Genomic DNA, 19,486 nt, shown 5'->3' with positions numbered 1-19,486 from the left:
CCTTTTGAGGGCTAATATCAAACCACCAGTTGAACTGGTGGTTGCTGACTTAGGCAGAGCAGTGCGGCAGGGTAAGGAATTTGCCTTATCCTAAAGCGGTACACAGCATAAGCCCTGCCAGCGCAATTCCTGCAATTCCATATATCATGTTTATCACCATGCAAATCTGCATATATACGGTTCTTACCTTTCCTTTTGTATACCCTACAAGAGAAAATACAGCCCCGCCTATCATAAGAACAAGGTAAACGGAAATACATGTTCTTTTCATAGGTCTTATCTCCTTTCATATTTGCCGAAAGTTATACAGGAAACGGCGAGAAAAACAAGTGTCATACCGATGGATACAGGAATCCAGGGGATGGGGTCCATAACAAAGCTGCGGAAACTGTTTTCCATAGTACCACGGAGTATCATCAGGGTATAGATGGGATAAGATACCGGATAAGCAAACCAGACTTTGGTGTTGATGAGCAGCATGGAAGGCACAATGGAGGCCAGTCCTGCACCAATAGAAAACACCGGGGTATGGATACATACCGCAAGCATCCAGTAAAGGGCAGCCATGGGAATGGCAGAAAGGTACAAAAGACAGCTTTCTTTCAGTACCAGAGATACCGGCAGAACCATGGAATAATTCTGCATATGGGAAACAATCATGGCTGTGGGAAAATAGGCAGCCCCCATGAGCAGAAGCTGAAAAGCAGCCAGAAGCAGCAGGATGGTAAACTTAGCCAGACAGAAAAGCTGCGGGTTTACCGGAAGAGACAGCATTTTTTGAAGTCCTTTGTTGGTGCGCTCAGACTGGGTAAGCAGTACGGTGCAGACGACAAGGGAAGCCGGGAACATAAACCAGGTAAAGCCCAGGTAGCTTTGGATGAAGAAGTTGTTTTCCGGGGAAATTCCGGTTGCTTCAAAGTTTATATCTGCGTTTAAGAAGCTGGGTATCCATAAAAGGATAACAGGCGCCAGGAGAATCCAGAAAATATGAGAACGGCGCAGTTTGGTTAGTTCTGTTTTAACAAGCTGAATATAAGTCATGATAATTTCCTCCGAAGTTTTTGCAATAAAATTTCTACGAACATCAGTACCAAAATTTCTGCCAGACAGATACACAGGGAAAGAAGCAGCGTTTCTTTGTCCTGTATATCAAAGAAACGCCAAAAGGGCAGGACAAAGGGAAAATACCCGAGGATGGCGGTATCTGTGGGAATCATGGTGGATACAAAGATACAGATAACACCCACACCCAGTGTGACCCACATATTCTCAAAAGAAAGAGCAATCAGCATCATCAGGAGAGCAGCAGGCACCAGCAGGAAAAAAGCATAGCCTGTATGCTGCGCCAGATGAAGAGGCAGCATTTCTTCGCTGGGAAACCAGTGTACGGCGCAAAATCCCAGACAGCAGCTTTCCAGTAGGACAGCAGCGGCCAGCCCCAAAAGGAGCAGCAGGGTTTTGTGAAAAAACAGCAGATGCTGGCTTACTGGCAGGGTGTTCATTTTTTTAATGCCGCTGCCGGAAAATTCTGTGTGGTAAAGAATACAGGCGCCAAGCACCGTCAACAGCAGATTCACCATGGAAAGCATCTGTCCGTTGGCATTTAGGAGAATTTCCGTGGCAGGCAGCTTCTGCTGCACAAAGAGTTCTGGCCGGAGAGCCGTATTTGCCAGGGGAAAGGCGCAGGCAAACAGACTGCCCAGAAAAATGGCGGGGAGAAAGCCTGTGCGCTTCAGTTTTTTCATTTCCAGAGTCAGTATCATTTTCGTCCACCTCTTTTCAGATTGTCTTCTCCAATCATGGACAGGAAGACCTCTTCCAGATTTTCCGAAGGATAGCCAAGCTCGTGGGCATGGGTTTTCAGTTCCGTCAGTGTTCCCTCAAAGAGCAGTCTGCCGTGGTTTAAAATACCGATGTCATCAGCCATTAGCTCTATTTCCGAAAGCAGATGAGAAGATACCAACACAGTGCAGTTGTATTTTTCCGGGAGGGAACGAATCAGGGTGCGGATTTCGTGAATCCCCGCCGGATCCAGACCATTGGTTGGCTCATCCAGAATCAGCACAGGAGGATGTCCCATCAGCGCTCCCGCAAGTCCCAGACGCTGTTTCATGCCCAGAGAATATTTGGATACCGGGCGTCTGCGGTGTTCGTAAAGTCCGGTTAATTCCAGAACCTCTTTGACACTGCTTTTGGGCAGCTTTAAAATCTGCTGTATAATCTGCAGATTTTCTTCGCCTGTAAGATTTCCATAGTAGGCGGGGGATTCAATAAAGGAACCGGTTTCCCGCAAGATTTCCCTCCGGTCTTTGGGATACGTCTTTCCGTTTACGGAAAAACTGCCGCTGGTAGGGGCGGTCAGTCCCAGAAACATTTTCATGGTCGTGGATTTTCCGGCGCCGTTTGGCCCCAGAAAGCCATAGATTCTTCCTTTCTGAATGTGCAGGTTTATCTTGTTTACAGCTGTAAAATCTTTGTATCGTTTGGTGAGATTGTGTGTTTCGATTATGGTATTCATATTGTGAAAACTCCTTTCCTGTTTCTGGTCTTTACTATAAACCCGCCGTCTTACGGGAACCTTCCCGCAACCTTACAATTACCTTACATTTTTAAATATGGTCTGTTGCAAAAGCAAAGCCGTGCTATAATTTTAGAAAGAAATAAGAAAAGGAGAAAGCCATGAAACAGGATTATCTAAAGAAGAAAAAAATATTGCTGGTGGATGATGAACAGGAAATTTTGTATATGGTACAGGGGATTTTGGCCCATGAAGGATATTTGAATACAAGAACGGCCGGGACGGTAAGGGAAGCTATGGCGGCATGGAAGGAATGGAAACCGGAACTGGTGCTTTTAGATGTTATGCTGCCGGACGGAGATGGATTTGAACTTTTGGAAGCAGCCAGGGCGTTTTCAGACATTCCGGTGCTGTTTCTGAGTGCCAGAGGAGAAGATGAGGACAGGTTTCGGGGACTGGGGCTGGGGGCAGATGATTATCTGGTCAAACCCTTTCTTCCAAAAGAATTGCTTCTTCGCATGACCGGTATTTTGCGGAGATGTTATAAGGAAGAAGAAAAAGAGGATTTACTTCGTCTTGCTGCCTGTGCTCTTGATTTTCAGCGGGCGGAAGTGGTGAAAGGCGAGCATCGGATTGCTCTTACTGCAAAGGAATACGCGCTTTTGCAGGTGCTGGCCCGCAATGCGGGAAGAATCGTAACCATTGATATGCTTTGTGAAGCCGTATGGGGAGACAATCCTTTTGGCTATGAAAATTCCCTGATGGCCCACATTCGCCGGATTCGGGAGAAAATAGAGGAAAACCCCTCAAAACCCGTTTCTTTGATTACGATAAAAGGGCTGGGATATAAGCTGAAAGTAAAGGAGTAGGAGATGAACAGTGTACTGAAACTTATCCGGAGATTTTTCGGAATCCTGGTTCTTTCCCTGGTATTTGGAATTGTGCTGAATGTGGGGCTTTGGATTGCTTACATTTCGAAAAACCAGAACAGCATTTTGAATGGAGAAAAAGGACCGTGGAGCAGGGCGGAAATGATATCTGCAGAATTGCAGCAGGAAGGGGAGAACTATGTTCTTTCTGAAAACGGCCTTCAGCTTCTAAAGGAAGCGGGAGCCTGGGCACAGCTTATAGAAAATGGCAGCGGAAAGGTTGTCTGGAGCAGTGCAAACCTTCCGCAAGAGATTCCCGATGCATACACTTACGCGGAAATGGCTTCGGCGGTACGGGGATATGTAAAAGATTATCCTACAGTCAGTGTAGGGAAGGGAGCCGATGTACTGCTGATAGGGTATCCAAAGAATGCATATTGGAAACATATGTCCCCCATGTTTGATTACCAGATAATCGCCAGATTTCCCACATTTCTTTTCCTGTTTTGTGCAGGAAATCTGTTGTTTATTATTTTGGTATATGCAGTTTCCGTCTCCGGTGTTTTAAAGGCAGTTAAGCCTATTATAGAGGGAATCCGTCAGCTGCCGAAAAATCATCAGGTCTATGTAAAGGAAACCGGGCTGCTTTCCCAGATAGCCGTGTCTATTAACCAGGCGGCAGGGCAGCTTCGTTCCCAGGAATATGTGCTAAAGAAGAAGGAAACCGCCAGGGCCAACTGGATTGCAGGAGTTTCCCATGATATCCGCACCCCGCTGTCTATGGTTATGGGGTATGCGGGACAGTTGGAAGAAGATGAGGAACTTTCAAAAGAAAACAAAAGAAAAGCCCGTGTTATACGGCTTCAGAGCCTGCGCATGAAAAATCTGATAAATGATTTAAACCTGGCATCCAAACTGGAATATCAGGTACAGCCTCTCCATTCCGGCAAAATCAACGCAGTGGCATTTTTAAGAAAAATGGCAGTGGATTTTCTGAATCTGGATGGAGAGGACAAATATCCTGTGGAGTGGGCCACAAAAGAGCAAGTGTCGGCAGTTTTTATCCGGGGAGATGAGGAACTTCTAAAGCGGGCAGTTTCCAACCTGATATGCAATGCCCAGGTGCACAATCCAAAGGGCTGTACCATTACTCTGGAAGTGAAGCAAATCCAGGAAATGTGCTGTCTTGCAGTCTCGGATGACGGAGTGGGTGTCACAGAGGAAGCTTTGTCTGCGATTCAGAAGAAGCCTCATTATATGGTGTGTGACAGTCAGGTGAAAGAGCAGAGCCACGGCCTGGGGCTTTTGATTGTCCGGCAGATTGCCCAGGCACACGGAGGAAGGGTAGAACTTTCCCATGCACCCCAGGGAGGATTTCGGGCAGAAATTTTCCTGCCCCTTCTTCCCGAAAAAGAATCATGAATTCTAACATTTTTGCAAGATTGCTCCAAAGGGTAGGAAGAAGAGAGAAAAACGTGTAAGATAGGAGACAGAATATAGAACAGGAGATTTTCCGTATGAAGATTTTGATTGTAGAAGATGATTTCACACTGGCCGGAGAAATCTGCAGACTTTGTGAGAAATGGGGATTTGAGGCCGTGTACCTGGAAGAATTTCAGGAAGTGGATAAGCAGTGCGAAAAAAGCGGCTGTGACCTGGTGCTCATGGATATTAACCTTCCGTATTATGACGGATTTTACTGGTGCAGCAAAATTCGCAGCTTTTCCAGAGTTCCCATTTTGTTTTTGTCCAGCCGGGATCAGAATGCAGACAAGGTCATGGCTATGGTTTCCGGGGGAGATGATTATGTGGAAAAGCCTTTTGATACGGAACTTCTGCTGGTGAAAATCCGTGCGCTTCTTCGGAGAGCGTATGAATATACGCAGGCAGACCGGGAATATCTGGGAGAACATCTGGTGTATGACAGGAACCAGGGAGTTTTGCTTTACAAGGGCAGGACTATTGAGATGACGAAATCGGAAAACCGGATTCTGGGGATTCTGGCAGAAAACAAAGGGCGTGTGGTGGAACGGGAAGAACTGATGCAGCATTTGTGGAGTACAGATGAGTATGTAACAGACGCTTCTTTGACTGTTTTGGTATCCAGGCTCAGGGCGAAGATTGCTGAGTGCGCAGACGGAGTTTCCTGTATCCATACCAGAAAGGGAAAGGGGTATTATCTGGAATGAAAGCATATTTTTGCCACAGAGCAGAGGTCTTTCTGATGATTGGAGGACTCTGGGGATTTGTAAACGGCTATCTTATTTTCTTGTGTGTTCCTGCGCTGCAGGGAGAGGATATCCTGTATCTGAATCTGTTGCTTTGCTTTTTCGGAGTGTGCTGGCTTATCCGGGATTATCAGAAATGGAGGCAGCTGAAAAATTATTTTCAGAATCCGGAGGCCTTTTTGGCAGAGGAGGAAAAGAAAATTCTGGGAGAGGAACTGTATGGGTATGTCTGCAAAATACAGGAGGAGCAGCAAAAAGAGGCGGCGGAATACACCAGGCGTCTGGGCGAGCTTTCGGATTATATTGCACGCTGGTCCCATGAGGCCAAGCTGCCTTTGACCTCCTTAAAACTCATGAATCAGAGAAATCAGGATACAGGCCTGAAAAGAGATATGCAGGACTGTATTATGCGGCTGGAAGGGCTGATTCACACCGTACTTACAGGAAGCAAGCTGCAGCAGCCCCAGCACGATGTGCGCATGGAAAAGCTTACACTGGAAAGCGTGGTAAAGGAGGCTGTGAAAAATCAGTCGTATTTCCTGATTCAGTATCAGTTTGAACTGGAATTGGATTTGCAGGGGATTTCGGTATACAGCGACAGACGGTGGCTGGTGTATTTATTGAACCAGCTCGTTGGAAACGCAGTGAAATACAGGAAAGACGAGCCCAAACTTTCCTTTCGTGCAAAAAGGGAAGAAAAAGGTGTGATTTTTACGGTGGAAGATAAGGGAATCGGTATTTCTTCGGAAGATTTGCCCTATATTTTTGAAAAAGGGTATGTGGGAAAAATACTCAGAAAGGGCGACTATCATTCTACCGGAATGGGGCTTGCTTTTGCGAAAAGCATTGCACAGCTGCTTTGCATTTCCATAGAGGTTTCGTCCAGGGAAGGGGAGGGAACCTGTTTTTCGCTGTATTTTCAGGATACCTCCGACCATTTGCTGCTGCCTTAAGCAGCAAAAAGCGGATTTCTAACAAAAATGAAAGCCTGGAAGGGAAAGTGTTGCCGGAATGAAAGGATTTTTAGAATCCTGTCTGCTAAGATAAAAGCAGACAGGGAGGTAATAGAACATGAATAAAATATTGGAAATCAGAAATCTGTATAAGAATTATGGACGAAAGGGATATGAAACACCTGTACTGCAGGATATCAGTATGGATATTTTTGAAGGTGATTTCATTGCCATTATGGGTCCCAGCGGCGCAGGGAAAACCACGCTTTTAAATCTTTTGTCCACACTGGATAAGCCCACAAAGGGAGAAATTCTTCTGGAAGGAAAGGACATTACAAAATTGTCCAACAAGCAGCTTTCTCTTATCCGAAGAGATAAAATCGGGTTTATCTTTCAGGAGTATAATCTGCTGGATAATATGACTTTGCAGGATAATATTGCGCTGCCTTTATCTTTAAACGGGGCGAAAAGCGGAGAGATTATCCGGAAGGTACAGCAGAGAGCGTGCGCCTTTGGATTGGAAAGCCATCTGCGGAAATATCCCTATCAGCTTTCCGGGGGACAGAAGCAGAGGGCGGCCAGCGCCAGAGCTTTGATTACGGAACCCCGGATTTTGTTTGCGGATGAGCCCACCGGAGCCTTGGATTCCAAATCCAGCCGGGATTTGCTGTGCTGCCTGAAGGCGGCTAATGAAGAGGAGAAGGCTACGATTTTAATGGTTACCCATGACGGCTACACAGCCAGCTATGCAAGACAGGTGTATTTTCTCAAAGACGGAAAAATTCACAGCCGCTTAAACCACGGGGAAAGCAGAAAGGCGTTTTACGAAGAAATCATGTCCATGCTGGCTGCCATGGGAGGTGAGCAGGAATGAGTCTTTTCAAGCTTTCTTTTTCGAACTTTAAGCGAAGTGTAAGAAATTATGGTATGCTCATTGTTTCCCTGGCCTTTTCTGTGTTTATCTTTTTTAATTTTCAAAATGTGCTGTATTCGGATTCCATGGACGTACTCATGGATTATAAAAAGGATTACATTGATATGATTGTAAAGGCCGCGTCTGTTGTATTTGCCGTATTTTTATTCTTCTTTATCTGGTATGCGTCCAATGTGTTTTTAAATCAGAGGAAAAAAGAAATCGGTATTTACATCTTTATGGGGTTAGATAATCAGCGTATCGGAAAAATGTATGTGCTGGAAGCTGTATTTATCGGGTTGGTTTCCCTGGTTTCGGGAATTGTAACCGGAGTGTTGTTTTCCAAGCTGTTTCAGATGCTGCTTTTGAAGCTGTCGGATATCAGTGTGGATGTAAAATTTTCCTTCAGTCTTTCGCCGGTACTGGTGACAGCAGCTATGTTTGGCGGTGTATACGGACTGATGACGTTAAAGAGTTATCACACCCTGGCAACCAGCAGTGTGCTGAATCTGCTTTCCGGTGCGAAGCAGAAAGAAATCCGTCCGGAAAAGGGGATTCTGACCTTTCTGCGCATTCTGGCAGGTCTGGGTATTCTGGGAGCAGGCTATTATCTGGCCTGGGATACCAATGGTATGCAGGCTCTGAATAATGCTCTGGCAGCGGTAATTCTGGTGATTGCAGGCGTGTATTTGCTGTTTTCCGGTCTTATCCCTGCACTTTTGAGAAAGCTGACAGGCAATAAAAAGTATCTGTATAAAAAAGAGAGAAATCTCTGGGTGAACAGTCTGGCTTTCCGCATGAAAAAGAATTACAGAACGTATGCCATGGTGACTGTACTGATGATCTGTTCTGTGACTGTGCTGGCCTTTTCCATTGCCATGAAGCAGCGGTATGAGAAAATACATGCCTTTGACCGGGTTTATACCTGTCAGGTGGTAAGCACACAGCCAAAAGACGGGAAAGAAATTGCCAGGGGTATCCAACAGGAAAATGAACTGGAATGCTGGAATACTTATGAACTGGTAATTCTGGATTCCAAAACCATGCATTCAAAATACAATCAAACGATGTACGGTGTGGTATCTTATTCCCAGGTAAAGTCCGCGGTCAAAGCGGCAGGGCTTTCCTTTCCATACAAAGAACTGAAGGACACCCAGGTGATTAACCTGGACCACGAAATTCTTATGAGCCTTGCGGGCAGTTCGGTTGGAGATGAAAAACAGCAGATAGGAGAGAAAATGTATGAGGTTCTTGCCGTGGACAAGACCCCTTATCTGGGAGCTCTGCAAAGCTCAGCAGATATCTATGTGGTCAGTGATAAGACGTTTGAAGAATTGGAGGGACTTGGGGTGAAAAGCTATCTGTATAATTACAGGTTGAAAAACCCCGAAAACATAGAAGCGTCAAAGGCTTATCTTCAATCCCTGGTTACGCAGGATGAAAACGGCCAGTATACAACCGGTGTCAACTATTCCCAGGCACAGTCTAAGCAGGACGGTTGGATTCGGATTATGTATTCTCTGTGCCAGTTTATGTTTGTGACGCTGGTACTGGCAGCAGGAAGTATTATTTTCTTAAAGACGGGCAATGAAGTTTACGAGGACAAAGAGCGGTACAGGGTATTGGAAAAAATGGGAATTCAGACAAAGGTATTGAAAAAGTCTGTACGGAATGAAATCTGTTTTACCTACTACTGTCCCTTCGTGCTCATGGTTGTCACCTCCTGGTTTTCCATACATGCGCTGGGAAATGTCATGAAGGAAGAGTTGCTGCTGGTAAATCTGTGGAGTGCAGGTATTGTTTTGGTGCTGTTTAGCGGAATCTGCCTGTTGTCTGTGCGGACAGCCAGAAAGAGGCTGTTTTTGTAGCAGTTTTAATTTTCCGCCCCTGCAGATTTCGACGTCCGCAAATCACGGGGCGTACAGCCATAAATCTCACGAAAGAGCTTATGAAACAGCTTATAATTGGTAAATCCGTTCCGGTCAATGATTTCCATAATGGGGTCATTGGTGGTAAGCAGTTCAAAATGAATGTGAGAAAGCCGGACCAGATTTACATGCCGGGAAAAGTTGAGCCCCACATTCTTTTTGAAAAAACGGCAGAAATATTCCCGGTTGAGACCAAAATGAGCAGAAATTTCCTCCAGAGAAATGCTGTGGCTGTAGTGTTCTTCCACATAGAGCAGAATCTCCTTTAGTCGTTCCTGATTTCCGGCGGCAGGTACTTCCTCTGCAGGAATGGAAACAGAGAAATGGTTTACCAGTTTAAACAGAATCTGCATGACAATGGCTTCACAGGCCAGGTTCATGGCAGGGGGCTGGGTGATGTAAAGGGGAACCAGCTGCTTGAAAAGGTCACAGATTTCCAGAAACCAGGGAAGGTCTTTGTGGGTAAGGGTTTCTCTGCTGCACACCAGATGGGGAAGGATACCCTGCTCCATATAGGATTCCAGAAATGCCCTGGAAACGTGCACACAGATTTCCGTATAAGCAAGAGCGCAGCGGGATTCATGTATCTGGTTGGAATCCGTAACAATAAATTCCCCTGCTACCAGGGTGTATTTTTTGCCGCTTATGGTGATTTCCGCAGTGCCGTTTAGGATATAGAGCAGTTCAACGGCAGGATGCCAGTGGGCTGGGAAATAAGAACCACGGTTGGTCTGATAGCGGATGGAGATATTTTTTCCCTCCAGGTCATCCAGATGTCTGTAAAACGCAGTCTTCATAAAAAACCTCCTAAATGTCAATATTGACCTAAAAACAGTCAATATATTATCTAAAATAATTCTATAGTCTATGATAACATATGGTTGTAAACAAGGAAAACACTTATTTCAAAAAGAGGAGAAATTATTATGAAGAAATTAAATCAGAACAATATAGATACAAAAAAAATGACATTTGGACAGCGCCTGGAAAGATACATTGAGAAAAACGGAAAAGCTTTCGCAGCCATTGACGCTGCATGGACAGGAAGACTTTACGGAAGATACTAAGATGCATAAAAAAGAAAAGCTCGCGAAGAAACAGGAAAGACTGCAGCTTCGCGGGCTTTTTGGAATAGGGGGGAGAATCAGTGTTCCATCATGCTGATGGATTCAATTCCCACGCTTCCGCCCCGTACCACTTCGATATTTTTAAATTCTTCTTTAAACAGCTTGACAACCGCATCATTTTTGGCAGCGGTCTGGACAAATTCCAGAAGCAGGCTGTCTTTTCCACGGTCAATGACACGTCCTTTAAAGGTTTCCGCAATCTGAAACAACTCGATTTTTTCCTCCAGAGAGCAATCTCTGACTTTCACATAGAGAATTTCCTTTATGCGGATAAAAATATCCGTAAAATCAATGACTTTGATAACCTCCACCATGCGGTTTAACTGCTTTTTTATCTGCTCAAAGGTTTCGTCATCACTGACGGTTGCAATGGTCATACGGGAAACCGTAGGGTCTTCCGTGGTTCCTACCGTGAGACTGTCCAGATTGTAGCATTTTCCGGAGAACAGTCCGGAAATTTTGGAAAGTACCCCTACCTGATTTTCCACATAGAGGGAAATCCATCTTTTTTTCATTCCTTTTTCCATAGTCCCGCCTCCTAACAATCCATAATCATATCGGCCAGAGTGCCGCCGGGTTTAATCATCGGGTAAACCATTTCCTCCGGGTCGAGGATAAATTCAATCACCGTAGGCGTCTTGGCGTGGGTCTTAGCCCGTTCAAAGGCAGGGGCGATTTCTTCTTTTTTTGTAACACGAATGCCGTCAGCCCCATAGCTTTGAGCCAGTTTGACAAAATCCGGGGTATAAGGCGGCAGTTCTTCTCCGTCTGTGCGGCGGGAGAGAGCGCCGGCCCGCAGGTTTGTCATAGAATACCGTTTGCCGTAGAACAGCTTCTGCCACTGGCGTACCATGCCCAGATATTCGTTATTGAAAATACAGAGAATAACCGGAAGTTCTTCCAGAACTGCGGTAGCCAGTTCCTGAATATTCATCTGCATGCCGCCGTCGCCGGAAACGGCAATGACAGGCGTATCGGGATTGCCGATTTTTGCCCCAATGGCACCGGGAAGTCCATAGCCCATAGTGCCAAGGCCTCCGGACATAATCAGTTTTTTCTTTTCTGTAATCTCTGCGTACTGGGTTACCAGCATCTGGTGCTGGCCCACGTCTGTGACCAGAATGGCTTTGTCAAACTGGCGGTTGATTTCCTGAAGAATATCCAGAGGCCCCATCAGCGCCCGCTTCTTCATGGTAAGCGGGTGTTCTTCCTGCCATGCATGGATTTCCTTCAGCCATTTGCCCGTGCTGCAGGGCTCTACATAAGCATCCATCTTAAGCAGGGCTTCTTTGGCATCTGCCACAATAGGGATATCTACATGGATATTTCTGGAAATAGAAGCCGTATCAATATCAATGTGGACAATCTGCGCATGGGGAGCAAATTCGTGGAGTTTTCCGGTGATACGGTCGTTAAAGCGAGTACCAATGGAAAACAGCAAATCGCAGTTATTGACAGCCATATTGGCAGCATAAGCGCCGTGCATGCCCAGATTTCCAATAAACAGCGGATGGTTGGTGGAAATAGCACCTCTGCCCATAATGGTCGTTACCACAGGAACCTGGGTTTTCTCAGCCACTTTGGTGAAAACTTCTCCGGCTCCTGCAATGTTGACACCGCCCCCTGCCAGAAACAGAGGTTTTTTGGCTTTTTGGAGAAGCTTCAGCGCTTTTTTCAGCTGCCCCACATGGATACCGGAATTGGGTTTGTATCCCCGAATGTTGACAGTTTTGGGATATTCGGGGCTGCCAAGCTCAGCCATCACGTCTTTTGGTAAGTCAATGAGCACAGGGCCGGGTCTTCCTGTGCGTGCAATATAGAAGGCTTCTTTGATAATTCGTCCCAGGTCTTCCCGCCTGCGTACGGTGACGCCGTATTTGGTAATGCTGCGGGTAATACCCACAATATCTACCTCCTGAAAAGCGTCGTTTCCAATGAGATGACGTGCCACCTGTCCGGTAAAGCATACGAGAGGTACGCTGTCATAGTTGGCTGTGGCAAGACCTGTCACCAGATTGGTAGCGCCGGGACCGCTGGTCACCAGACAGACCCCAACCTTTCCTGTGGTTCTGGCATAGGCGTCTGCTTCGTGAACCAGAGCCTGCTCATGCCGGGGAAGTATGATGTCCAGATTGTTCTGTTTGTAAAGCTCGTCGCTGATGTCAATGGTACACGCCCCGGGATAGCCGAATAAAACGTCCACCCCTTCTTCTTTCAGGGCTTTTACCAACAGTCGGTTTCCTGAAATTTGCTTCATAATGCAATCCCTCCCTGTATTTTACGATATTACAGCGTAAAAGTTATAAATCATTATAGAATGGGGGAAAGGGTTTGTCAACAGAAAATGGGAAGGGAGATAGACAGAACGGGCAAGATGCATTAAAATAGAAAGATAGAGAAAACAAACTATTTTTGTTCAGATAGAAGGGAGAGCATATTATTATGAAATTAATGCGTACAGAAGACGCAGTAGGACAGATTTTATGCCATGATATTACGCAGATTATCAAAGGCGTTACCAAAGACGCTGTGTTTCGCAAAGGCCATGTGATTCAGAAGGAGGACATTCCCGTTCTTTTAAGTGTGGGAAAAGAGCATATTTATATATGGGAAAATAATGAGCATATGCTGCATGAGAACGAAGCGGCAGAAATCCTGTACCGCATTTGCAAGGGCGAGCATATGCACGGAAGTGAAGTTAAGGAAGGAAAAATAGAACTCATTGCCGACATGGACGGCGTTCTGAAGATACAAAGAGAAACCCTGCACAAAATCAATGGGATGGGCCAGATGATGATTGCCAGCCGCCACGGCAATTTTCCGGTGAAAAAAGGGGATAAAATTGCAGGTACCAGAATTATTCCCCTGGTAATCGAAAAAGAAAAAATGGAGGCAGCCAGGCAGGCTGCAGGGGAAGAACCGATTTTTCAGATTTTGCCTTACCGGTATAAAACCGCAGGAGTGGTTACTACGGGAAGCGAGGTGCTGAAAAACAGAATTTCCGATACCTTTACCCCGGTCATTGAGGAAAAACTGGCAGAGTATCAGGTGCAGATGACAGAGCATGTATTAAGCGGAGACGACCATGTTGTGATTACAAAAGCCATTGAAGAAATGATAGAAAAAGGCGTGGAAATGGTTATCTGCACAGGAGGCATGAGTGTGGACCCGGACGACCGGACGCCTCTGGCTATTAAAAATACAGGGGCCAGGATTGTGACTTACGGAGCACCCATGCTGCCGGGCGCTATGTTCCTGCTGGCTTATTATGAGCATGGGGATAGGAAGATTCCCGTTCTGGGACTGCCTGGCTGTGTCATGTATGCGAAAAGAACAATTTTCGATTTGGTCCTGCCGCGGCTTCTGGCAGGAGAAATGCTCACAGAGGAAGATTTTATCCGGGCAGGGGAAGGCGGTCTGTGTCTGTCCTGTCCCCAGTGTACCTATCCGAACTGCGGATTTGGGAAAGGAGTTTAAATGGGAGAGTTTACGCATTTTAACAACCGGGGCGAGGCGGTTATGGTAGACGTCAGCGAGAAAAAGCAAACGGTCAGAGAAGCCATTGCCGCGGGAACCATTACTATGAGCAGAGCATGCTTTTTGAAACTTGCAGAAGGTGGAATGGGAAAAGGAGACGTGCTGGGTGTGGCCAGAATTGCCGGAATCATGGGGGCGAAGAAGACTTCAGAACTGATTCCTCTCTGCCATGTGCTGAATCTTTCCAAGGTAGAATTGGAGTTTTTCCTTTTGGAGCAGGAATGCGCAGTAAAAGCGGTGTGTACCGTGCGTACTGTGGGAAAGACTGGAGTGGAGATGGAAGCTTTGACCGGAGTGAGCACTGCGCTGCTTACCATTTACGATATGTGTAAGGCGGTGGATAAAAGTATGGAAATCGGAAATATCTGTCTGGAAAAGAAAACCGGGGGAAAAAGCGGGATATACCAGAGGCAGATGGAAAGCGGGGAGCAGTAAGTGAAGGACAGCTACGGAAGAACAGTGGATTATATGCGGATTTCCATTACAGACCGCTGCAATTTAAGGTGCAGGTACTGTATGCCGGAAATGCCCTGCTTTCTGCCCCGGAAAGAACTTTTAAGTCTGGAGGAAATTCTGGACATCTGTGTCTGCGGCGCCCGGATGGGTATCCGAAAAATAAAGATTACCGGAGGAGAACCTCTTCTGCGTCCCGGCTGTGTGGAACTTATCCGGAAACTGAAAGAAATTCCCGGAATGGAAAAGGTGACCCTGACAACCAACGGTGTACTTCTGGCTCCTTTCGCCGAGGCGCTTTATCAGGCTGGGATTGATGGAGTGAATGTGAGTCTGGATACCTTGAATGAGGAAACATACAGGAAAATCACGGGCTTTGACAAGCTTGCACAGGTCCTTGAAGGACTGGATACGATGAGCCGATTCCCGGTGCCTTTAAAAACCAACACGGTACTGCTGCCCTGGGAGAACGGAAAGGATTGGAAAGAACTGGCGCTATTGGCTAAAAACCGCAGAATAGATGTGCGATTTATTGAAAAAATGCCTCTGGGAAAAGATAAGGAAACAGAGGGAGTTTCCAATATTTTGCTGTTGGAAGAGATGCAGGCATCTTTCGGAAAGGCAGAACCGGACGGCCGTTCTCACGGAAACGGCCCGGCAGTGTATTACCGTTTTCCCGGTTTTCAGGGAAGTGTGGGCTTTATCAGCGCCATACATGATAATTTCTGTGCAGGCTGTAACCGCCTGCGCATGACGGCGGAGGGAAAGGTAAAGCCCTGCCTTTGCTATGAGGAAAATTTTTCTCTGAAAGAGGCAGTAAGAGCAGGAAATCGTGAGGAAATCAGAGAACTGCTTAGAAGTGCTGTTGAAAAGAAGCCCCAGAGGCATTGTTTTGCACATACGGAACAGATAACAGAGCAGCGGGATATGTGGAAAATAGGAGGATAGAAATGGGAAATATCAGAGCAATCTGTATCAGTAAACAGAGAGGAACTGCAAAAACGGAAGTAGTAGAAGCAGAACTGACCCCACAATGGGGGATTCTGGGAGATGCTCACGGAGGCCCGTGGCATCGTCAGGTGAGCATGCTCTCTGTAGAGAAAATTCAGGATTTTCAGGCAAGAGGAGCAGAAGTGGACTTCGGCGCTTTTGGAGAAAATCTGGTGGTAGAGGGATTTGACTTTGCCGCTCTGCCTGTGGGCAGCCGTTTCCGGATAGGAGATGTGGTGCTGGAAATGACCCAGATTGGAAAGGAGTGTCATAACCACTGTCAGATTTATCAGCGCATGGGAGAATGTATTATGCCCAAGGAAGGGGTATTTGCCAGAGTTTTGCAGGGGGGAAGAATCAAAAGGGGAGACGAAATCCAATTGGTACTGCCTGACGCAAACCGGCCTTATACAGCGGCAGTGATTACCCTCAGCGATAAAGGGTCTAAGGGCGAACGAGAGGACAAAAGCGGTCCGTTGATTGTAAAAATGCTGGAAGAAGCCGGATACCAGGTGGAAGAAACGCTGCTTTTACCAGATGAACAGAAACCGTTGGAACAGCAGCTGATGCGTCTGGCTGACCAGAGGCAGATGAGCCTGATTCTCACCACCGGCGGTACCGGATTTTCTAAAAGGGATGTGACCCCGGAAGCAACCATTGCCGTGTGTGACCGCATGGCCAGAGGCATTGCGGAGGCCATCCGGGGATATTCCATGACCATTACAAAGCGCGCTATGTTAAGCCGGGCAGAATCCGGAATCCGAAAGGGCACGCTGATTGTAAATCTTCCGGGAAGCCCTAAGGCAGTAAAGGAATCTCTGGAATTTGTTCTGTCGGTCTTGGAACACGGTCTGGGAATCCTGCGGGGAACCGAAGGAGAATGTGGAAGAAATTAGAAGAAAACAGAACAAAAGAGAATAGGAGAAGCAGAATGAAGAAACGATTTTTAGCAGCAGCTTTGGTATTGTGTATGACAGCAGGACTGGGTGCCTGCGGCGGAACGGAAGAAACGAATACAGAACCTGAAGAAATTCAGGTGTTTATTGCAGCGAGTTTAAATACCGTGATGACCGAACTGGCAGAGAAATATAAGGAGGAGCACCCGGAGGTGAAAATTGTATACAATGCAGACAGCTCCGGTACCCTGCTGACCCAGATTGAAGAGGGATATGCCTGTGATATTTTCTTTTCCGCATCCCAGAAACAAATGGACCAGTTGGAGCAGGACGGACTGATTGTGGAGGGAACCCGCCGCAATGTGGTAAACAATCAGGTAGTGCTTCTGACTTTAAAAGACAGTGAAACAAAAGTAACCGGACTTAACAATTTGCAGGAAGCCAAAAGTATTGCTCTTGCAGGGGGCAGTGTACCGGTGGGCAAGTATACCCGGCAGGCTCTGGTGAATATGGGGATTTTGCCGCAGGCAGAGGACGTGTCCAAAATTACGACGCAGGAAGTGTCCGAAGGCTTAGGCGGTGTGGAAATCAGTGAGCAGGATAACGTAAGCAAGGCGCTTACTGCTGTGACAGAAGGGGCCTGTGAGGTGGGAACCACTTATTATTCGGATACCTACGGATATGAGGACAAGGTGAAAATTCTGGAAACTGTGGGATACGATTTGACCGGAGATGTGATTTATCCTATCTGCCGGGTGAAAAACCAGGAAGCAGATAAGGCACAGGAAGAAGCGGCTCAGGATTTTCTGGAATATGTGCTTTCCGATGAGGCAAAAGAAGTTTTTGAAAACTATTATTTTGACACGAATGTAGAGTAAAGGAGAGGCCATGGAAGCGTTGAAGCAGATACTGGAAAATCTGGACTGGAGTCCCCTTTGGATTTCCTTAAAAACAGGAATTGCCGCCACATTTTTCTCTTTTTTTCTGGGGATTTTTGCGGCGGCAAAGGCTATGAAGGCCGGAGGGAAAACAAGGGCCGTACTGGACGGTATACTCACGCTGCCCATGGTGCTGCCCCCTACGGCAGCGGGATTTTTTCTTCTTCTGACCTTTAGCACCAGAAGGCCGGTGGGGGCATTTTTGTATGATTCCTTTCATATTAAAATCATACAGTCCTGGGCCGGGTGTGTGCTGGCGGCAGTGGTGATTGCCTTTCCCCTGATGTACCGCAATGCCAGGGGGGCTTTTGAACAGATAGATTCCAATCTGATTTATGCGGCCCGCACTTTGGGCATGTCTGAGACAAAAATTTTCTGGAAGGTGGTGCTTCCCACTGCCGGACCGGGTGTGGCTGCGGGAACCGTGCTGACCTTTGCCAGGGCGCTGGGAGAATATGGTGCCACTTCTATGCTGGCGGGAAATATTCCGGGAAAAACAGGAACCATATCCCAGAAAATCGCTATGGTAATTCAGGACGGAGATTATGCCACGGCAGGCTTCTGGGTCGCTATTGTGCTTGTGGCAGCGTTTGGAATCCTGCTGGTTATGAACCTGGTGGCAGGCAGCAAAGGAAAGCGGAGAAAACGCTGGTAAAAGTTTACCGAAAGGGGCAGATTTCGGATGGGGCCAAGAGGTGTATGTTTATGGAAGTGAAAATAAAGAAAAAGTTGGAAAGGTTTCAGCTTGCTGTAGAGTTTTCCAGCGACTGCCGCCGCATTGGGATTCTGGGGGCGTCAGGAAGCGGAAAAAGTCTGCTGTTGCGAAGTCTGGCAGGAGTGGAAAGCGCAGATGAAGGGAAAATTGTGATTTGCGGCAGAACGTTACTGGATACGGAACAAAAAATCTGTGAAAAACCCCAGAAAAGGAAGGTAGGATATCTGTTTCAGAATTATGCCCTTTTTCCAACCATGACGGTGGAAGAAAATATTATGGCAGGTCTTTTGGTAAGCCCCAGGGAAAAGAGGCAAAAGGCCGCACAGTATATGGAAAAATTTCAATTAAAAGGTCTGGAAAAACGCCTTCCCCACGAACTCTCAGGAGGACAGCAGCAGAGAGCCGCACTGGCCAGAATGATGATATGCGAGCCGGAGGTGATTCTTCTGGATGAGCCTTTTTCTGCGTTGGACGTATATCTGCGGGATCAGCTTCAAAGAGAGATGATGGAATTTTTGAAAGAGTATTCCGGAACGGTGATTCTGGTTTCTCATAGTAGAGATGAGATTTATCGAATGAGTGAGGAAATGCTGGTCATGGACCATGGCCGGATTGTGGGGCAGGGGGAAACGAAAGCGCTGTTTCAAAATCCACGGACAAAGGTGACAGCACGCCTTACCGGATGCAAGAATATCGCCGATGTGCAGACAAAAGAACAGAATGAGATTGTGGTACCGGACTGGGGCATAGCCTTTCCGATTCAAAACCGCAGCACGGAAGGCATACAATCCGTGGCGGTCCGCGCCCATGAATTTCTGATAAAAGAAGAGGAAAATTGTCTGTGCTTTCCTTTGCAAAAGCCCATTGTGACGGAGGATATGTTTGAGTATAATATTTCTTTTCTGGCAAGTCCAAAAGGAAAACAGAGGATTGACTGGAAGGTTTCCAAATATTTGTGGGAGAATGCGGGAAAGATACCGGAAAGGCTGTATTTGAAAGAGGAAAAACTGCTGTTTTTGTATGAGTAGGAGATGACGTCTGATGAAATTGAAAAATGTGTTGGTGGTTGTGAAGGATATTGAAAAATCCAGGGAGTTTTACCATGATTTATTTGGACTGGATACGATATTAGATCATGGGGGAAATATGATTTTAACAGAAGGTCTGGTGCTTCAGGACGAAAAAATCTGGAGAGACTTTGTGGGAAAAGAAATTGTGCAAAAGAGCAATTCTTGTGAACTTTATTTTGAAGAGCGGGATATAGAGGCGTTTGTGGAAAAACTTGAGGAACGTTATCCCGATATCGAATATGTCAACCGGCTTATGACCCATAGCTGGGGACAGAAAATGGTTCGGTTTTACGATTTGGACGGTAATTTGATTGAGGTGGGGACGCCCATGTAACAGCAAATAGAAAAAAT

Annotated in this window: 22 protein-coding genes; 15 read left to right on the top strand and 7 right to left on the bottom strand. The window is 46.5% G+C overall.

Annotated features, from left to right (window positions below; translation table 11 throughout):
• Positions 1-85 precede the first annotated feature (85 nt).
• Genes WKT17_RS04940 through WKT17_RS04925 form a run of 4 tightly spaced genes read right to left on the bottom strand, consistent with a single transcriptional unit; the run spans position 86 to position 2,518 of the window.
• Positions 86-271, bottom strand: coding sequence for a hypothetical protein (locus WKT17_RS04940; protein WP_330027355.1), 186 nt, complete (start codon positions 269-271; stop codon positions 86-88).
• Positions 272-276: 5 nt separating this feature from the next.
• Complete coding sequence (locus tag WKT17_RS04935) at positions 277-1,041, bottom strand: ABC transporter permease (protein WP_294579304.1); 765 nt, start codon at positions 1,039-1,041, stop codon at positions 277-279.
• Complete coding sequence (locus WKT17_RS04930) at positions 1,038-1,763, bottom strand: ABC transporter permease (RefSeq protein ID WP_294579303.1); 726 nt, start codon at positions 1,761-1,763, stop codon at positions 1,038-1,040. Before WKT17_RS04930 ends, WKT17_RS04935 begins: the two co-directional genes overlap by 4 nt.
• The gene (locus WKT17_RS04925) at positions 1,760-2,518 is read right to left on the bottom strand and encodes an ABC transporter ATP-binding protein (protein ID WP_173747116.1); all 759 of its coding nucleotides are present in this window, start codon (positions 2,516-2,518) and stop codon (positions 1,760-1,762) included. Before WKT17_RS04925 ends, WKT17_RS04930 begins: the two co-directional genes overlap by 4 nt.
• 161 nt (positions 2,519-2,679) lie before the next feature.
• On the opposite strand from WKT17_RS04925, the gene WKT17_RS04920 reads away from it, so the two are divergent.
• The 6 genes from WKT17_RS04920 to WKT17_RS04895 all read left to right on the top strand — a co-directional run bounded on the left by WKT17_RS04920 (position 2,680) and on the right by WKT17_RS04895 (position 9,349).
• Positions 2,680-3,387 (top strand): response regulator transcription factor, encoded by a 708-nt coding sequence (locus tag WKT17_RS04920; protein WP_294579300.1) that lies wholly within the window; start codon positions 2,680-2,682, stop codon positions 3,385-3,387.
• Between the two features lie 3 nt (positions 3,388-3,390).
• The gene (locus WKT17_RS04915) at positions 3,391-4,809 is read left to right on the top strand and encodes a sensor histidine kinase (RefSeq protein WP_294579297.1); all 1,419 of its coding nucleotides are present in this window, start codon (positions 3,391-3,393) and stop codon (positions 4,807-4,809) included.
• 95 nt (positions 4,810-4,904) lie between these two features.
• Positions 4,905-5,576, top strand: a complete 672-nt coding sequence (locus WKT17_RS04910) for a response regulator transcription factor (protein ID WP_173747119.1) — start codon at positions 4,905-4,907, stop codon at positions 5,574-5,576.
• Positions 5,573-6,568, top strand: a complete 996-nt coding sequence (locus WKT17_RS04905) for a sensor histidine kinase (RefSeq protein ID WP_294579294.1) — start codon at positions 5,573-5,575, stop codon at positions 6,566-6,568. The genes WKT17_RS04910 and WKT17_RS04905 overlap by 4 nt, the downstream gene beginning before the upstream one ends.
• A 118-nt stretch (positions 6,569-6,686) precedes the next feature.
• Positions 6,687-7,442 (top strand): ABC transporter ATP-binding protein, encoded by a 756-nt coding sequence (locus WKT17_RS04900; RefSeq protein WP_173747121.1) that lies wholly within the window; start codon positions 6,687-6,689, stop codon positions 7,440-7,442.
• Positions 7,439-9,349 (top strand): FtsX-like permease family protein, encoded by a 1,911-nt coding sequence (locus tag WKT17_RS04895; protein WP_294579291.1) that lies wholly within the window; start codon positions 7,439-7,441, stop codon positions 9,347-9,349. Before WKT17_RS04900 ends, WKT17_RS04895 begins: the two co-directional genes overlap by 4 nt.
• 5 nt (positions 9,350-9,354) lie before the next feature.
• Here WKT17_RS04895 and WKT17_RS04890 read toward each other — a convergent pair whose 3' ends face one another.
• A complete protein-coding gene (locus WKT17_RS04890; protein ID WP_294579288.1) occupies positions 9,355-10,206 on the bottom strand; it encodes an AraC family transcriptional regulator in 852 nt (283 codons plus the stop codon).
• A 129-nt stretch (positions 10,207-10,335) separates the two neighbouring features.
• On the opposite strand from WKT17_RS04890, the gene WKT17_RS04885 reads away from it, so the two are divergent.
• The gene (locus tag WKT17_RS04885) at positions 10,336-10,476 is read left to right on the top strand and encodes a hypothetical protein (protein WP_173747124.1); all 141 of its coding nucleotides are present in this window, start codon (positions 10,336-10,338) and stop codon (positions 10,474-10,476) included.
• A 77-nt stretch (positions 10,477-10,553) separates the two neighbouring features.
• Here WKT17_RS04885 and ilvN read toward each other — a convergent pair whose 3' ends face one another.
• Complete coding sequence (gene ilvN / locus WKT17_RS04880) at positions 10,554-11,063, bottom strand: acetolactate synthase small subunit (RefSeq protein ID WP_294579286.1); 510 nt, start codon at positions 11,061-11,063, stop codon at positions 10,554-10,556.
• An 11-nt stretch (positions 11,064-11,074) separates the two neighbouring features.
• The gene (gene ilvB, locus WKT17_RS04875; protein ID WP_294579283.1) at positions 11,075-12,793 is read right to left on the bottom strand and encodes a biosynthetic-type acetolactate synthase large subunit; all 1,719 of its coding nucleotides are present in this window, start codon (positions 12,791-12,793) and stop codon (positions 11,075-11,077) included.
• 185 nt (positions 12,794-12,978) lie between these two features.
• Between ilvB and WKT17_RS04870 the strand changes: the two genes are divergently transcribed.
• Genes WKT17_RS04870 through WKT17_RS04835 form a run of 8 tightly spaced genes read left to right on the top strand, consistent with a single transcriptional unit; the run spans position 12,979 to position 19,469 of the window.
• Entirely contained in the window at positions 12,979-14,013 is a 1,035-nt protein-coding gene (locus WKT17_RS04870; RefSeq protein WP_294579282.1) for a molybdopterin-binding protein, read from the top strand.
• Positions 14,014-14,508: a cyclic pyranopterin monophosphate synthase MoaC gene (moaC, locus tag WKT17_RS04865; RefSeq protein ID WP_173747128.1), complete on the top strand. Its 495-nt coding sequence runs from the start codon at positions 14,014-14,016 to the stop codon at positions 14,506-14,508.
• The gene (moaA, locus tag WKT17_RS04860; RefSeq protein WP_173747129.1) at positions 14,509-15,474 is read left to right on the top strand and encodes a GTP 3',8-cyclase MoaA; all 966 of its coding nucleotides are present in this window, start codon (positions 14,509-14,511) and stop codon (positions 15,472-15,474) included. It begins immediately after the preceding gene.
• 2 nt (positions 15,475-15,476) lie between these two features.
• The gene (locus WKT17_RS04855; RefSeq protein ID WP_340271880.1) at positions 15,477-16,412 is read left to right on the top strand and encodes a molybdopterin-binding protein; all 936 of its coding nucleotides are present in this window, start codon (positions 15,477-15,479) and stop codon (positions 16,410-16,412) included.
• 35 nt (positions 16,413-16,447) lie between these two features.
• Positions 16,448-17,290: a molybdate ABC transporter substrate-binding protein gene (gene modA, locus WKT17_RS04850; protein WP_173747131.1), complete on the top strand. Its 843-nt coding sequence runs from the start codon at positions 16,448-16,450 to the stop codon at positions 17,288-17,290.
• Between the two features lie 10 nt (positions 17,291-17,300).
• Entirely contained in the window at positions 17,301-18,005 is a 705-nt protein-coding gene (gene modB, locus WKT17_RS04845) for a molybdate ABC transporter permease subunit (protein ID WP_173747132.1), read from the top strand.
• A gap of 50 nt (positions 18,006-18,055) precedes the next feature.
• Positions 18,056-19,093, top strand: coding sequence for a sulfate/molybdate ABC transporter ATP-binding protein (locus WKT17_RS04840; RefSeq protein WP_308781657.1), 1,038 nt, complete (start codon positions 18,056-18,058; stop codon positions 19,091-19,093).
• Between the two features lie 13 nt (positions 19,094-19,106).
• Positions 19,107-19,469 (top strand): VOC family protein, encoded by a 363-nt coding sequence (locus WKT17_RS04835; RefSeq protein ID WP_173747134.1) that lies wholly within the window; start codon positions 19,107-19,109, stop codon positions 19,467-19,469.
• The last annotated feature ends 17 nt before the right edge of the window (positions 19,470-19,486 follow it).

The organism is Blautia sp. HCN-20427, assembly GCF_037890365.1.
Lineage (GTDB): Bacteria > Bacillota > Clostridia > Lachnospirales > Lachnospiraceae > Blautia.
This window is presented reverse-complemented; position numbering and strand designations above follow the sequence as displayed.

Bases quoted from the DNA above. Each gene is read 5' to 3' on its own strand.
- WKT17_RS04920 (WP_294579300.1), top strand. From the start codon at position 2,680: ATGAAACAGGATTATCTAAAGAAGAAAAAAATATTGCTGGTGGATGAT.
- WKT17_RS04905 (WP_294579294.1), top strand. From the start codon at position 5,573: ATGAAAGCATATTTTTGCCACAGAGCAGAGGTCTTTCTGATGATTGGA.
- WKT17_RS04840 (WP_308781657.1), top strand. From the start codon at position 18,056: ATGGAAGTGAAAATAAAGAAAAAGTTGGAAAGGTTTCAGCTTGCTGTA.
- ilvN (WP_294579286.1), bottom strand. From the start codon at position 11,063: ATGGAAAAAGGAATGAAAAAAAGATGGATTTCCCTCTATGTGGAAAAT.
- WKT17_RS04915 (WP_294579297.1), top strand. From the start codon at position 3,391: ATGAACAGTGTACTGAAACTTATCCGGAGATTTTTCGGAATCCTGGTT.
- WKT17_RS04870 (WP_294579282.1), top strand. From the start codon at position 12,979: ATGAAATTAATGCGTACAGAAGACGCAGTAGGACAGATTTTATGCCAT.
- WKT17_RS04910 (WP_173747119.1), top strand. From the start codon at position 4,905: ATGAAGATTTTGATTGTAGAAGATGATTTCACACTGGCCGGAGAAATC.
- WKT17_RS04835 (WP_173747134.1), top strand. From the start codon at position 19,107: ATGAAATTGAAAAATGTGTTGGTGGTTGTGAAGGATATTGAAAAATCC.
- modB (WP_173747132.1), top strand. From the start codon at position 17,301: ATGGAAGCGTTGAAGCAGATACTGGAAAATCTGGACTGGAGTCCCCTT.
- WKT17_RS04895 (WP_294579291.1), top strand. From the start codon at position 7,439: ATGAGTCTTTTCAAGCTTTCTTTTTCGAACTTTAAGCGAAGTGTAAGA.
- moaC (WP_173747128.1), top strand. From the start codon at position 14,014: ATGGGAGAGTTTACGCATTTTAACAACCGGGGCGAGGCGGTTATGGTA.
- WKT17_RS04935 (WP_294579304.1), bottom strand. From the start codon at position 1,041: ATGACTTATATTCAGCTTGTTAAAACAGAACTAACCAAACTGCGCCGT.
- WKT17_RS04930 (WP_294579303.1), bottom strand. From the start codon at position 1,763: ATGATACTGACTCTGGAAATGAAAAAACTGAAGCGCACAGGCTTTCTC.
- ilvB (WP_294579283.1), bottom strand. From the start codon at position 12,793: ATGAAGCAAATTTCAGGAAACCGACTGTTGGTAAAAGCCCTGAAAGAA.
- WKT17_RS04855 (WP_340271880.1), top strand. From the start codon at position 15,477: ATGGGAAATATCAGAGCAATCTGTATCAGTAAACAGAGAGGAACTGCA.
- WKT17_RS04890 (WP_294579288.1), bottom strand. From the start codon at position 10,206: ATGAAGACTGCGTTTTACAGACATCTGGATGACCTGGAGGGAAAAAAT.
- modA (WP_173747131.1), top strand. From the start codon at position 16,448: ATGAAGAAACGATTTTTAGCAGCAGCTTTGGTATTGTGTATGACAGCA.
- WKT17_RS04900 (WP_173747121.1), top strand. From the start codon at position 6,687: ATGAATAAAATATTGGAAATCAGAAATCTGTATAAGAATTATGGACGA.
- WKT17_RS04885 (WP_173747124.1), top strand. From the start codon at position 10,336: ATGAAGAAATTAAATCAGAACAATATAGATACAAAAAAAATGACATTT.
- WKT17_RS04925 (WP_173747116.1), bottom strand. From the start codon at position 2,518: ATGAATACCATAATCGAAACACACAATCTCACCAAACGATACAAAGAT.
- WKT17_RS04940 (WP_330027355.1), bottom strand. From the start codon at position 271: ATGAAAAGAACATGTATTTCCGTTTACCTTGTTCTTATGATAGGCGGG.